General features: G+C 71.2%; 13 protein-coding genes. 5 read left to right on the forward strand and 8 right to left on the reverse strand.

Annotated elements, in window-relative coordinates:
• Positions 1 to 27 precede the first annotated feature (27 nt).
• Entirely contained in the window at positions 28 to 1380 is a 1353-nt protein-coding gene (locus ABZ642_RS17780) for a histidine-type phosphatase (protein ID WP_360484167.1), read from the forward strand.
• Positions 1381 to 1542: 162 nt separating this feature from the next.
• On the opposite strand, the gene ABZ642_RS17785 is transcribed toward ABZ642_RS17780, so the two are convergent.
• From ABZ642_RS17785 to ABZ642_RS17800, 4 genes are all read right to left on the reverse strand, one after another.
• Entirely contained in the window at positions 1543 to 1962 is a 420-nt protein-coding gene (locus tag ABZ642_RS17785; protein ID WP_360484170.1) for a transcriptional repressor, read from the reverse strand.
• A gap of 61 nt (positions 1963 to 2023) precedes the next feature.
• Complete coding sequence (locus tag ABZ642_RS17790) at positions 2024 to 2926, reverse strand: metal ABC transporter permease (protein ID WP_351691472.1); 903 nt, start codon at positions 2924 to 2926, stop codon at positions 2024 to 2026.
• Positions 2926 to 3687: a metal ABC transporter ATP-binding protein gene (locus tag ABZ642_RS17795; protein ID WP_360484173.1), complete on the reverse strand. Its 762-nt coding sequence runs from the start codon at positions 3685 to 3687 to the stop codon at positions 2926 to 2928. The genes ABZ642_RS17790 and ABZ642_RS17795 overlap by 1 nt, the downstream gene beginning before the upstream one ends.
• Before the next feature lie 11 nt (positions 3688 to 3698).
• Positions 3699 to 4655 (reverse strand): metal ABC transporter substrate-binding protein, encoded by a 957-nt coding sequence (locus ABZ642_RS17800; protein ID WP_360484176.1) that lies wholly within the window; start codon positions 4653 to 4655, stop codon positions 3699 to 3701.
• A 185-nt stretch (positions 4656 to 4840) separates the two neighbouring features.
• Here ABZ642_RS17800 and ABZ642_RS17805 point away from each other — a divergent pair, with 185 nt between their 5' ends.
• A complete protein-coding gene (locus ABZ642_RS17805; protein WP_360484179.1) occupies positions 4841 to 6223 on the forward strand; it encodes a glycine--tRNA ligase in 1383 nt (460 codons plus the stop codon).
• Positions 6224 to 6320: 97 nt separating this feature from the next.
• Here the strand turns inward: ABZ642_RS17805 and ABZ642_RS17810 are convergent, their stop codons facing one another.
• On the reverse strand, positions 6321 to 7367 hold the full coding sequence (locus ABZ642_RS17810; RefSeq protein ID WP_360484379.1) for a chitinase: 1047 nt from the start codon (positions 7365 to 7367) through the stop codon (positions 6321 to 6323).
• A 170-nt stretch (positions 7368 to 7537) separates the two neighbouring features.
• Between ABZ642_RS17810 and ABZ642_RS17815 the strand changes: the two genes are divergently transcribed.
• Together ABZ642_RS17815 and ABZ642_RS17820 are read left to right on the forward strand one after the other, a co-directional pair.
• Positions 7538 to 8548, forward strand: coding sequence for an aldo/keto reductase (locus ABZ642_RS17815; RefSeq protein WP_360484182.1), 1011 nt, complete (start codon positions 7538 to 7540; stop codon positions 8546 to 8548).
• Positions 8549 to 8574: 26 nt separating this feature from the next.
• Positions 8575 to 9177 carry a TetR family transcriptional regulator gene (locus ABZ642_RS17820; protein WP_360484185.1) on the forward strand — a complete coding sequence of 201 codons (603 nt, stop codon included), beginning with the start codon at positions 8575 to 8577 and terminating at the stop codon, positions 9175 to 9177.
• On the opposite strand, the gene ABZ642_RS17825 is transcribed toward ABZ642_RS17820, so the two are convergent.
• The 3 genes from ABZ642_RS17825 to ABZ642_RS17835 form a co-directional block, all read right to left on the reverse strand.
• Entirely contained in the window at positions 9164 to 9595 is a 432-nt protein-coding gene (locus tag ABZ642_RS17825) for a hypothetical protein (protein WP_360484188.1), read from the reverse strand. The genes ABZ642_RS17820 and ABZ642_RS17825 overlap by 14 nt on opposite strands.
• 188 nt (positions 9596 to 9783) lie before the next feature.
• Positions 9784 to 10926, reverse strand: coding sequence for a serine hydrolase domain-containing protein (locus tag ABZ642_RS17830; RefSeq protein ID WP_360484382.1), 1143 nt, complete (start codon positions 10924 to 10926; stop codon positions 9784 to 9786).
• A gap of 61 nt (positions 10927 to 10987) precedes the next feature.
• The gene (locus ABZ642_RS17835) at positions 10988 to 11206 is read right to left on the reverse strand and encodes a hypothetical protein (protein WP_360484191.1); all 219 of its coding nucleotides are present in this window, start codon (positions 11204 to 11206) and stop codon (positions 10988 to 10990) included.
• A gap of 290 nt (positions 11207 to 11496) precedes the next feature.
• Between ABZ642_RS17835 and ABZ642_RS17840 the strand changes: the two genes are divergently transcribed.
• The gene (locus tag ABZ642_RS17840; protein ID WP_360484194.1) at positions 11497 to 13755 is read left to right on the forward strand and encodes a SpoIIE family protein phosphatase; all 2259 of its coding nucleotides are present in this window, start codon (positions 11497 to 11499) and stop codon (positions 13753 to 13755) included.
• Positions 13756 to 13966: the final 211 nt, after the last annotated feature.

Raw genomic sequence — 13966 nt, forward strand, 5'->3', positions numbered from 1 at the left:
GGTCTCCCGCCTCTGGAACGGTCCCTCATGAAGCGTGTCACCCCTGTCCTCGCCCTGGGCGCCCTGTTCCTCACCGCGCTGCCCGCGCACGCCACGGACAACGGGCTCACCCGCCACGACAGTTACGGCACCAAGGCCGTGTACACCCCCGGCCAGAACCCGCGCACCTACCAGCACGCGCCCGCCGGGTACACCGCCGTGTTCACCGAGAACGTCTCCCGGCACGGATCCCGCTCGGCCACCGACGGCGAGGACGGCGCCACGATTCTCGCGCTGTGGAACCAGGCCGAGGCCGATGGTCAACTCACCGAGCTCGGCAAGGAGTTCGGCCCGGACGTACAGGCCATCGAGGCGGCCATGAGCGCCATCGGGTACGGCAACCTCAGCGGCCGCGGCAAGGACGAGCTCCGCGCCACCGCCGTCCGCCTGGACAAGCGCCTGCCCGGCCTCTTCGCGTCCATCGCCAGGAACGGCGAGAAGATCGACGTCGTCAGCTCGGGCCAGGGCCGTGCGGTCGACAGCGGTACGGTCTTCTCCACCGCCCTCACCGACGCCGACCCGGCGCTCAGGGCCTCGCTCGGCACCGCCCGGGTCGACAAGGACCTGCTCTACTTCCACAAGTCCGCCGGCGGCGCCGACTACCAGAAGTGGCTGGCGAGCGACGAGCGGCTGGCCTCGACCCTGGAGGCGGTCACCGACCAGCCGGCCTCGCACCGGGCCGCCGCCCGGGTCCTCGGCAAGATCTTCGAGCCGGCGTTCGTCAAGCGGGTCGTGAACGGCGAGTTCTCCGCCACGGCCTCCGACATCACCGCCGCCCAGGCCGTCTACAACCTCTACGCCATCGCGCCCGCGATGAGCGAGGAGAGCCCGGACGGCAGGGGCTGGGACCTCGACCGCTACATCGCCCCGCGCGACGCGGCCTGGTTCGGCTACCTCAGCGACGCCGAGGACTTCTACGAGAAGGGTCCGAGCTTCTCGGACAGCGACATCACCTACAAGATGGCCGGCGTCCTCCTCGACGACTTCTTCGAGCAGGCCGAGGCCAAGCGGGACGGCACCAGCACGCTGGGCGCCGAACTCCGCTTCACCCACGCCGAGGAGATCATCCCGCTGGCCGCGCTGATGCGGCTGCCGGGCAGCGAGAAGGCCGCGACGCCGGGCCGGACGTACACCTACGCCGACAGCCCCTGGCGCGGTGCCGAGGTCGCCTCCCTGGCCTCCAACATCCAGTGGGACGTCTTCCGGAAGGGCGACGACTACCTGGTGCGGATGCTCTACAACGAGAAGGAGATCGCCTTCAAGGCGGGCTGCCACCCGATCAGGAAGAACAGCAAGTTCTACGACCTGAACGAACTGGAGCGCTGCTTCGGGAGGAGCTGACCGGGGGTTGGGGCAGGTGGGACGCTCACCGGCGCCGGCCGGGTGCCGCTGCGCCCACCCGTGCCGCCGGGGCGCCCCGTAAGGGGCGCGGGGCTGTATCAATTTGCGGCTCCGGCGCGTGGGCGCGAGCAACCCTCACCGGGCCGCGCCCGGACAACCGGCTCACCCCGCGGCGCACCCCGCGCAGTCCGCACACGTACCGAAGATCTCCACGGTGTGCGCCACGTTCACGTACCCGTGCTCGGCGGCGATCGCCTCCGCCCACTTCTCCACCGCGGGGCCCTCCACCTCCACCGCCTTGCCGCACACGCGGCAGACCAAGTGATGGTGGTGCTCGCCCGTGGAGCAGCGTCGGTACACCGACTCGCCCTCGGACGTGCGCAGGACGTCCACCTCGCCGGCGTCGGCGAGGTTCTGGAGGGTGCGGTACACCGTGGTGAGGCCCACCGAGTCGCCCTTGTGCTTGAGCATGTCGTGCAGTTCCTGCGCGCTGCGGAACTCGTCGACCTCGTCCAGGGCCGCCGCCACGGCTGCCCGCTGACGGGTCGAGCGGCCCTTCACGGGCGGTCCAGCGGTCGTCACCGGTTGCCTCCTCAGATCACTGCTTCTGCCGGGCCATTGTGCCAGCCCGGAGTGTGCCCGGTCAGACGCCGACCTCGTCGGCGGCCTGCCGACCGGCCGGAATCGCGCACTCCGCCGGATCCCCGGCGGGCCGCCGCGCGGCCGCCGCACGGGCGCGTCGCCGGGCCAGCGGCGCGGCCAGCAGGCTCAGCACGATGAACGCGGCGATCGTCAGCAGCACGATCGTCGCGCCCGGCGGAACGTACTGGTAGTACGACGTGATCGTGCCCCCGATCGTCACCGTCACCCCGATCGCGACGGCGATCGCGAACGTGGCCGCGAAGCTCCGGCTCAGCTGCTGGGCGGCGGCCACCGGGACCACCATCAGCGCCGACACCAGCAGCAGCCCCACCACGCGCATCGCGACCGTCACCGTGACCGCCGCCGTGACCGCCGTCAGCAGGTTCAGCGCCCGCACCGGCAGACCCGTCACCCGCGCGAACTCCTCGTCCTGGCTCACCGCGAACAGCTGCCGGCGCAGACCGAGGGTGACCAGGAGGACGAAGGCGGCGAGCACGCAGATCGCGGTCACGTCCGACTCCGACACCGTCGACAGCGAGCCGAAGAGGTACGACATCAGGTTGGCGTTGGAGCCGCCCGGCGCGAGGTTGATCAGCATCACCCCGCCGGCCATCCCGCCGTAGAAGAGCATCGCGAGGGCGATGTCGCCGCGGGTCCTGCCGTACCAGCGGATCAGCTCCATCAGGATCGCGCCGAGCACGGAGACGGCGGTGGCCATCCACACCGGGGAGGTGGAGAGCAGGAAGCCGAGACCGACACCCGTCATCGCGACATGGCCGATGCCGTCGCCCATCAGGGCCTGGCGACGCTGGACCAGGTAGATACCGATGGCGGGGGCGGTGAGGCCGACCAGGACGGCGGCGAGCAGGGCCCGCTGCATGAAGGCGTAGTTCAGGAAGTCCATCAGCTCAGCAGTCCCGTGCGGATCGGCGCGTGTTCGTGGGGGTGGACGTGGTCGTGGCCGGGAAGGGCGTGCTGGCCCACGGCCCGCGGGGGCGGTCCGTCGTGCAGGACGCAGCCGTCGCGCAGCACGACCGCGCGGTCTATCAGCGGCTCCAGCGGGCCCAGTTCGTGCAGGACCAGCAGGACCGTGGTGCCCTGCTCGACCTGCTCGCGCAGGGTCCGCGCGAGGATCTCCTGGCTGGCCAGGTCGACGCCCGCCATCGGCTCGTCCATGATCAGCAGTTCGGGGCGGGCGACCAGGGCGCGGGCGATCAGCACCCGCTGGTGCTGGCCGCCGGAGAGCGCCTCGACGTTGTCCTTGGCCCGGTCCGCCATCCCGACCAGGCCGAGCGCGTCCCGTACGGCCTGGTGGTGGGCCTTGCGGAAGAGGCCGAAGCGGGTGCGGGAGAGGAGGCCGGCGGAGACGACCTCGGTGACGGTGGCGGGGACACCGCCCGCGGCGGTGGTGCGCTGCGGGACGTAGCCGACCCGGGACCAGTCGCGGAAGGTGCCGCGTGGGGTGCCGAACAGCGTGATCTCGCCGCCGCCGGCCGGTACCTGGCCGATGATCGTGCGGATCGCGGTCGACTTGCCGGAGCCGTTCGCGCCGAGCAGCGCGACGACCTCGCCGCGGTGCACGGTGAGGTCGATGCCGCGCAGCACCGGGCGCGAGCCCAGCTCGGCGGTGACCCCGCGCAGGGTTATGACGGGCTCGCCGGTCATCTTCTCTCCACTCACTGGGCGCCCAGGGCTGTGCGCAGGGCCTTGAGGTTGGCTTCCTGGACCGCGAAGTAGTCCTTGCCGCGGGACTTGCCGGTGATCCCCTCGATCGGGTCGAGGACGTCCGTCTTCAGTCCGGCGTCGGCGGCGATGGTCTTGGCGGTCTTGTCGCTGACGAGCGTCTCGTAGAACACGGTGCTGACGCCGTCGGCCTTGGCCATGGTCTCCAGGTCCTTCACACGGGCCGCGCTCGGCTCGGACTCCGGGTCGAGGCCGTTGATGGCCTCCTCGGTCAGGCCGTAGCGCTCGGCGAGGTAGCCGAAGGCCGCGTGGGTGGTGATGAAGACCTTGGTCCTCGTGTTCGCCAGGCCGTCCTTGAACTGGGTGTTGAGCGCGTCCAGCTTCTTGACCAGGGCGGCGGTGTTCTTCTTGTAGTCGGCCGCGTGGTCCGGGTCGGCCTTCTCGAAGGCCTTGCCGACCCCCTCGGCGACCTGGGCGTAGCGCACCGGGTCCAGCCAGATGTGGGGGTCGAGGCCGGACAGTTCCTCGTTCCTGGAGGTGTCGTGCGAGGCCGCGTGGCCGCCGACCTCGTTGCCGTGCTGCTCCAGCGTGGTCAGGGCGGCCGCGTCGATCTTCGTCCCCACCGAGGACTGGGCGACGGCGTCGTCGACGGAGGGCTGGAGGTTCTTCAGGTAGAGGACCGCGTCGGACTTCTCGATCCCGATGATCTGCTTGGGGCTGATCTCCAGGTCGTGCGGCTCCTGGCCGGGCGATGTGAGACTGGTGACGTGGACGTGGTTCCCGCCGATCCGGTCGGCGAGGAAGGCCATCGGGTAGAACGACGCGACGACGTCGAACTTGCCGGTCTGGGCCGCCGTGGCGTCACCTCCGCAGGCGGTGAGGGTCGCTATGCCGAGTGCGGTGACGGTGGCCGCGGCGGCCGCGGGTATGAGGCGGCGTCGTACGTTCATGAGAGTCATTTTCAACAAACATGGAAACCGTTGTCAACAACCACCGGTAAGACCTCGGTAAGCCCTGGGCGGTCTGTCCGTGATGGGGGACCGATTTGGTTGAGGGGGAGCCCCCGCCGGTAACCTGAAGCATTCGCTCTGAAGCATCTCGCTTCGTCGCCCGTCGTCGTAATGAAGAGAGCACCGTGGCCGCCGACAAGATCGACACCATCGTCAGCCTGAGCAAGCGCCGTGGCTTCGTATTCCCCTGCAGTGAGATCTACGGCGGCCAGAAGGCCGCCTGGGACTACGGGCCGCTCGGTGTCGAGCTCAAGGAGAACCTGAAGCGCCAGTGGTGGCGCTACATGGTGACGTCGCGCGAGGACGTGGTCGGTCTCGACTCGTCCGTCATCCTGGCCCCGGAGGTCTGGGTGGCCTCCGGTCACGTCGCCACCTTCACGGACCCGCTGACCGAGTGCACCGCCTGCCACAAGCGGTTCCGCGCCGACCACCTGGAGGAGGCCTACGAGGCCAAGCACAACCGCCTCCCGGAGAACGGCCTGGCGGACGTGAACTGCCCGAACTGCGGCAACAAGGGCCAGTTCACCGAGCCCAAGCAGTTCTCGGGTCTGCTGTCGACGCACCTCGGCCCGACCCAGGACAGCGGCTCGGTCGCCTACCTGCGTCCCGAGACCGCGCAGGGCATCTTCACCAACTTCGCCCAGGTGCAGACCACCTCGCGCCGCAAGCCGCCGTTCGGCATCGCGCAGATGGGCAAGTCCTTCCGCAACGAGATCACGCCCGGCAACTTCATCTTCCGCACCCGCGAGTTCGAGCAGATGGAGATGGAGTTCTTCGTCAAGCCGGGCGAGGACGAGACGTGGCAGGAGTACTGGATGGAGCAGCGCTGGAACTGGTACACCGGGCTGGGCATGCGCGAGGAGAACATGCGGTGGTACGAGCACCCGAAGGAGAAGCTCTCCCACTACTCCAAGCGCACCGCCGACATCGAGTACCGCTTCCAGTTCGGCGGCAACGAGTGGGGTGAGCTGGAGGGCGTCGCCAACCGCACCGACTACGACCTGAACGCCCACTCCAAGGCCTCCGGCCAGGACCTCTCCTACTTCGACCAGGAGGCCGGGGAGCGCTGGACGCCGTACGTCATCGAGCCGGCGGCCGGTGTCGGCCGTGCGATGCTCGCGTTCCTCCTGGACGCCTACGTCGAGGACGAGGCGCCGAACGCCAAGGGCAAGCTGGAGAAGCGCACGGTGCTGCGCCTGGACCACCGTCTGGCGCCGGTGAAGGTCGCGGTCCTGCCACTGTCCCGCAACCCCGAGCTGTCCCCGAAGGCCAAGGGGCTGGCCACCGCCCTGCGGCAGAACTGGAACATCGAGTTCGACGACGCCGGTGCCATCGGCCGCCGCTACCGCCGTCAGGACGAGATCGGTACGCCGTACTGCGTGACCGTCGACTTCGACACGCTCGAGGACAACGCGGTGACGGTCCGGGAGCGTGACTCGATGAAGCAGGAGCGCATCTCGCTGGACCAGATCGAGGGCTACCTCGCCGGGCGCCTGCTGGGCTGCTAGGTCCGGGGTCCGCACGCCTTTGCGCCCACCCGCCACCCGACTCGGTCGGCTGGCGGGTGGGCGTTTCGGGTTGGGGGACTCGGCCGGTTCGGTGGGGTCAGCGGTGCTGCAGTGCCTTCACGTTGTCGCCGAACGTCCAGTTCTTCGAGCCGTCCCAGTTGAGCGACCAGGTCATCAGACCCTTGAGGGACGTGCCGTAGTGGTTCCAGGCCTGGGCGACCAGGCTCGGTGACATGTAGCCGCCGCCCGCTCCCGACTGCGCGGGCAGCCCCGGGACCTGCTTGTCGTACGGCACCTTGATCGTCGTACCCTGCACGACCAGGCCCTTGTTGAGGCAGTCGGTCTGGGCGGTGAAGCCGGCCACCGTGCCCGCCGAGTAGGAGTCGCCGGAGCAGCCGTACATGCTCCCGTTGTAGTACTGCATGTTGAGCCACCACAGCCGGCCGTTGTCGGCGTACTTCTTGACGATCGGCAGGTAGGCGCCCCAGATCGAGCCGTAGGTGATGCTGCCGCCGGTGACGTACGCCGTCTCCGGGGCCATCGTCAGGCCGAAGCCCGCCGGCATCTGGGCGAGGACACCGTCGATGATGCGGACCAGGTTGGCCTGCGAGGTGGAGAGCTGGGTGATGGACCCGCTGCCCACCAGGCCGGTCTCGATGTCGATGTCGATACCGTCGAAGTTGTACTTCTTCAGGATCGGGACGATCGTCGCGACGAACCGGTCGGCCACGGCGGACGAGCTCAGGTCGATGCCGGCCGCGGCGCCGCCGATCGACAGCAGGATGGTCTGGCCGGCCGCCTTCGCCGCGCACATCTCCGCAGGCGTCGCCACCTTCACGCCGGCGTCCATGCCGTCCTCCCACAGGGCCGTCCCGTCGGAACGGATCACCGGGAAGGCCGCGTTGATCACGTTGTAGCCGTGCGCGGCGATCCGGGAGTCGGTGATCGGGGTCCAGCCGAAGGGCGGGTGGACACCGTTGGCGGAGCCGTCCCAATTCTCCCAGTAGCCCTGCAGGACCTTTCCGGCGGGCCGTGACTTCACCGCGCAGGTGTCGGCGGCGGAGGCGGGCGCGGCGGCGGGGAGCTGGGTGAGCGCGGCGGTCGCCAGCGCGGCGGCGAGCAGGCTGAGGGCGCGGCGGAACATACGGATCCTCCCGGTGGGGGTGCGGCGAGGTGTCGTAGCCATGACAGTGCTCGTGGTCCAGACCTCTCGTCAATAGGTCTGGACCAGAAACGGGTGCGCCCCGGACGGCTCGCGACGGGTATGGAATGACAGATATTGAAATCTGTCAGCTGTCATGCCAAGGTGGAGCCATGACGATGCACACCCGCACCCTCGGAACCACCGGCCCCCGCGTCTCCGCCCTCGGCCTCGGCTGCATGGGTATGTCCGCCCTCTACGGAGAGGCCGACCGCGCCGAGTCGATCGCCACCGTCCACGCCGCCCTCGACGCGGGCGTGACACTCCTCGACACCGGCGACTTCTACGCCATGGGCCACAACGAGATGCTGGTCGGCGAGGCCCTGCGCACCGCCCCCGCCACCCTCCGTGAAAAGGCCCTGACCAGCGTCAAGTTCGGCGCCCTGCGCGACCCGGCCGGCGGCTGGAACGCCTACGACGGCCGCCCGCAGGCCGTGAAGAACTTCGCCGCCTACTCCCTCCAGCGCCTCGGCGTCGACCACATCGACGTCTACCGGATCGCCCGCGTCGACCCGGACGTGCCGATCGAGGAGACGGTCGGCGCGATCGCCGAACTGGTCGAGCAGGGATACGTCCGGCACATCGGCCTCAGCGAGGCCTCCGTGGACAACATCCGCCGGGCCGCCGCCACCGCACCCATCTCCGACCTCCAGATCGAGTACGCGATCATCACCCGCGACATCGAGCGGGAGATCCTGCCCACCACCCGTGAGCTGGGCATCGGCATCACCGCGTACGGCGTGCTGTCCCGGGGTCTGATCTCCGGCCACTTCACCCGCGACCGGCAGCTCGGCGCGGGCGACTTCCGGGCCTTCTCGCCCCGCTTCCAGGGCGACAACCTCCAGCACAACCTCGACCTCGTCGAGGCCCTGCGCAAGATCGCCGACGAGAAGGGCGTGACCGTCGCGCAGATCGCCATCGCCTGGGTGCTCTCCCGCGGCGACGACATCGTGCCGCTCGTCGGCGCCCGCACCCGCGAGCGGCTCGCCGAGTCGCTGGGCGCGCTGGACGTCACGCTGGACGCGGCCGACCTGGCGGCGATCGAGGAGGCGGTACCGGCGGACGCGGCGGCGGGCACCCGCTACCCGGCCGCGCAGATGAGCCATCTCGGCACCGAGCACTGACCGCGGCGCCGGGTACCGTCTAGGCCATGGCAGCGACGTCCCCGACCCCGACCCCGGCCCTGACCGCCGAGCGCATCCTGGAGGCCACCGAGGAGGTGCTGCGCCGGCACGGCCCGGCCAAGGCCACCGTAGTGGACGTGGCCCGTGCGCTCGGCGTCAGCCACGGCAGTGTGTACCGGCACTTCCGGACCAAGGCGGCGCTGCGGGAGGCGGTGACCAAGCGGTGGCTGGACCGCACCTCGCGGGTGCTGTCCGTCATCGTGGCCGAGGACCGCGCTCCGGACGTGCGGCTGCGCGACTGGCTGTGGGCGCTCTTCGACGCGAAGCGCCGCAAGGCGGGCGACGATCCGGAACTGTTCGCCACCTACATGGTGCTGGTCGACGAGAACGGCCCGGCGGTCACCGAGCACATCGACGACCTGACCGGGCAGCTCACCGAGATCCTCCGGGACGGGGCCGGCACGGGAGCCTTCACCGTGTCCGACCCCGCCGCGGCGGCCCGGGTCGTCTTCCAGGCCACCGGCCGCTTCCACGACCCGGGGTACGCGCGTGAATGGGTGCGGCCGGAGGCCGAGGCGGACTTCGCCTCGTTGGTGGATCTACTGCTGCGCGGCCTCAGCTCACCTTGACGGTGACCGTGGGGGAGTGGGTCTTGCCGGCCGCGATCCGCAGATGCTCGGTGCCCTTGGTGTTGATCTTCGAGGTCAGTGCGTAGGCGCTGCCGTTCTTGATCTTGACGCTCGCCCTGAGCGGGACCCACTTGCCGTTGTGCTGGTGCTGGAGCACCAGCGGCGTGCCGATCTTCAGACCCTGGGTGCGACCGGTGAAGGTCACCGTGTCACCGGCCTTGGCCGAGGTCTTGCTCGCCTTGACCGTGATCGAGCCCATGGTGGACATGGACGGGCTCGGCTTCGGCATGGGGCTGCTGGGCGCGGGGGTCGGCTTGGCCTCCGCGGCGAAGGCGCCGGCGGTACCGGCCGACAGCAGCGCCAGCGAGAGGGCGCCGGCGGCGAGGGCCCGGGACACCGGGCGGTGGATGCGGTGCATGGCAGAGCTCCTGTCGACGAGGACGGGGGACTCCTCCAGGCTTGGCCGGGCCGTACCGGACGGCGACCCGGGAGGGTTCGCAAGCGGTGAGGGCCGCCCCTTGCTCCGGTAAAGTCCGCAGGTGGCGACATGTGCGCTGACCTCGCGATTCTTACTCGCACTATCACCCGAATGCAGTAATCGAAGGGCTAGGCGGTGACCCGCCAGAAGTCCCGCATCAGCGGGTTCGGGGTCGGGCCCGTCATGGCCACCTGGGTCAGCAGGACCGTGACCGCGCCAGTGGCGGGGACCAGGTGCGCGGTGGTGCCGGTGCCGCCCACCCAGCCGTAGCGGCCGGGGACGTTCCAGGGGTCGGCCGGGGTGACGTCGACCTGGCCGCCGTAGCCCCAGCCCTGACCCTCCAGGAAGAGGGTGGCGCGCTCGCGCTGGGCCGCCGTCAGATGGTTGGTGGTCATCCGGCTGACCGAGGTGGCGGACAGGAGCCGGCGGCCGTCGGGGGCGACGCCCGCGTTCAGCAGCAGCCGGGCGAACGCCAGCCAGTCGTCGGCCGTGGAGACCAGGCCCCCGCCGCCCGAGGGGAAACGCGGCAGGCGGTTGTAGTCGCCGTCCGGGGTGTCCGTCAGGCGCAGGGTGCCGTCCTCGGCGGTTGCGTAGGACGAGGTGAAGCGGTCCCGCTTCGACGCCGGCACCTCGAACGCCGTGTCCCGCATGCCCAGCGGTTCGAAGATCCGCTCCGCCAGGAAGTCGGGGAGGGGACGGCCCGACACCCGGGCGACCAGGATGCCCTGCAGGGCGGACGAGGTGCCGTACAGCCAGGCCTCGCCCGGCTGGTGCAGCATCGGCACCTGGGCGAGCAGCCCCAGCCAGGTGTCCGGGTCCGGCCAGTCCTGGAAGGGGCGGCTGTGATCCTGCACCGCGAACAGGGCCCGCGCGGCGGGCAGCGCGAAGTCGTCGGGAAGGCCCCAGCCGGCGCGGAAACTGAGCAGGTCCTCCACGGTGACCGGGCGGTCGGCCGGCACGACGTCGTCGACGGGACTCGCGGGCGTCCGGACCACCACCGGCTTGGCCAGCTCGGGGAGCCACTCGGCCACCGGGTCGCCGAGCCCGATCCGCCCCTCGTCGACCAGCGTCAGCACCGCCGCCGCGGTGACCGGCTTGGTGATCGAGGCGATCCGGAAGATCGACTCCCGGGTCATCGGCGCGGACCCCTCGGCATCCAGGTCCCCGACGGTCACGACCTCCACGTCGGCACCCCGGGCGACCAGCCCGACGGCCCCGGGAACCGTTCCGCCGTCGACATGGCGGCGCAGGGTGGCATGGAGCGGGGACACGGTCATCGGTCGTCCTTCCGTCGGGTGCGGTCGGGTGTACGACTCCCGCACCGGCGGAAACTCATCGGGAGGGCTGGGCTCCCGCGGGGTCCACGGTGGCCTGGTGGGCCTCGGCCAGATGCTCCTCCGCCTTCAGCCAGGGCAGGAACTGCGCGCCCTGCCGCCAGCCGCAGGTGTCGCACCTGATCGTGCGCTGGATGCCGGTGCGCCGCACCCGCACCGTGTGTTCCCGCCCGTGCTGGTCCCAGCGGCTGACCTTGCTCGAGTCGATCTGTGACATGACGCCTCCGAGTCGGTGCCCGATCTGCCGTTCGGCACGTGTCGACGGGAGGAGTGTGCAGCACGACGAACATCAACGGGGATTTCTTCACAGTGAGTTGGCCAAGCCGTGTCCGGGCGGCCGGGATTCCGCCGCTGGACAGGCCGTTCCCGGTGCGGATCCGGGCTGCCGGACCAACCCTGCGACCACGAGCCGGACTTGGTGTACCGGCGGAAACCCTGGACACGGCATTGACCAAGGCTCAAGATGAGAGCGACCTTAGCTGAAGCGGCCACCGGCACGGAGAGGCGATGCTGCCGGATCCTCAACGTTTCCTGGCCGTCTCCGGCCGCCGGATCGCTCGCGCCGAGGGCGCGGCCCAGGTCGTCAGGGAACTGTGCCTGTCGACCGTCCCGGACCTGGCGGACGGGGTGTTCGTCTACCTCGCCGAGCAACGGCGGGACCCGGACGGCCCGTTGCGCCTGCTCCTGGACGGACCGCCGGCCGAACTCGGCGGCCTGATGGGCGGCGCACCCCCGGCCGTCGCCCCGGTGTCCTCCGACGGAGTGCTGGCCGGGTTCCTGCGGTGCGGCAGAGCGCGCGGCAGAGGTCCGGACGACATCGAGGAGGCCCTGCGTGAGCTGCTCGGGAGCGCTCCCCGTCTCCCGCAGGGGAACAGGGTCCTGCTCGCCCCGCTGCGCGCGCCCGACGCCGTCGTGGGCGTCGCGGTGTTCCTGCGGCGCATGGACCGGGAGGACTTCGTGGCGGACGACATCGCCCTGGCCGACGCGCTGGCGGCACAGGCCGCGCTCGGCGTGAGCGAGGACACCGACGCCCCGCAGGTCCGGCCCGCCGCCCCCAGGGCCCCGGACGAGGACCGGCTGCGCTACGTCGGCGCCGCCACCCGCCGGATCGCCCGCGGCTTCGACACCGACGAGATCGTGCTCGGCCTGTGCCGGGCCGCCGTACCGACGTACTCTGACGCGGCCCTCGTCTATCTGCGCGACCCGCTGCCGGTCGGCGACGAACGCCCGGCCGGCCCCGCCGTGCTGCGGCTGCGCCGCACCGACCGGATCAAGGGTCCCGGCGCCGAGGGCCTGGTCTGGCCGGCCGAGACCGTCGACGACGAGCAGGACGACCTGGACGCGGCCGACTGGAGCGAGGTGGTGCCCGGCGGCGCGCTCGCCGAGGTGCTGCGCGGGGTCCGGCCGGTGTTCGCCGACGACCCGGCGACCCGGGCCGCGCTGAGCGAACTCGTCGGCGAGGACAGCGCGTTGAACGGCTGGGCCGGAACGCACGCGATCCTCGCCCCGCTGCGCGGCCGCCGCCGGGTCACCGGCGCGGTGATCTTCCTGCGCCGCCCGGAGCGCCCGGCGTTCGAGCCCGCCGACCTCCTGGTCGCCGCCCAGCTGGCCACCCACACCGCGCTCGGCGTCGACAAAGCTGTGCTCTACAGCCGCGAGGCCTTCATCGCCGACCGGCTGCAGCGCGCGATGCTGCCGCATTCCCTGCCCCGGCCCACCGGCGTCCGGCTGGCCGTCCGCTATCTCCCCGCCGCCGAGACCGCCCGCGTCGGCGGCGACTGGTACGACGCGATCCCGCTGCCCGGCAGCCGGGTGGCCCTCGTCGTCGGCGACGTCATGGGGCACTCCATGACCTCGGCCGCCGTGATGGGCCAGCTGCGTACCACCGCGCTGACCCTGGCCGGCCTCGACCTGCCGCCGCAGGAGGTGCTCCACCACCTCGACGAGCAGGCCCAGCGGCTGGGCACCGACCGCATGGCGACCTGCCTGTACGTCGTCTACGACCCGGTCTCGCACCGCATCACCGTCGCCAACGCCGGCCATCCGCCGCCGATCCTGCTGCACCCCGGCGGCAAGACGGAGGTCCTCGCGGTGCCGCCCGGCGCCCCGATCGGCGTCGGCGGCATCGACTTCGAGGCGGTCGAGCTGGACGCGCCCGCCGGGGCGACCCTGCTCCTCTACACCGACGGCCTGGTCGAGTCCCGGCTGCGCGACGTGTGGACCGGCATCGAGCAGCTGCGCGAACGGCTCGCCGCCACCGCCCAGTTGACCGGCCCCGACCGGCCGCCCCCGCTGGAGGCGCTGTGCGACGAGGTCCTCGACATGCTCGGGCCCGGCGACCGGGACGACGACATCGCGCTGCTCGCCGCCCGCTTCGACGGGATCGCGCCGAGCGACGTGGCCTACTGGACCCTCGAACCGGAGGACAGCAGCCCCGGTCGGGCCCGCCGGCTCACCCGGCAGGCCCTGGCCGGCTGGGGCCTGGAGGAACTCACCGACACCGCCGAGCTGTTGGTCAGCGAGATCGTCACCAACGCCGTACGGCACGCCTCCCGGCCGATCAGCCTGCGGTTGCTGCGCACCGACGTGGTGCGCTGCGAGGTCGGCGACGACGTGCCGCAACTGCCCAGGCTGCGCCGGGCGTCACCCGAGGAGGAGCACGGGCGGGGCCTGTTCCTGGTCAACCGGCTGGCCCGGCGCTGGGGCACCACCCGACTGGGCACCGGCAAGATCGTCTGGTTCGAACTGGGCGGCAGCGGAGCCTGAGCGCCCCCGAGGGGCGCGGAGAACCGCGTGAACCGTCGTAGCCGGGCTGGTGGCAGGGGGGGCCTGAGTGCCCCTAAGGGGCGCGGGGAACTGCGTGACCGGCCACGACGGCGCCGCAGCCGGGTTGGCGGCGGGGAAGGCTGAACGCCCCGAGGGGCGCGGGGAACCGCGTGAACCGCCGTAGCCGGGCTGGTGGCAGGGGGGCCTGAGT

Source organism: Streptomyces sp. NPDC007157 (assembly GCF_040634235.1).
Lineage (GTDB): Bacteria > Actinomycetota > Actinomycetes > Streptomycetales > Streptomycetaceae > Streptomyces.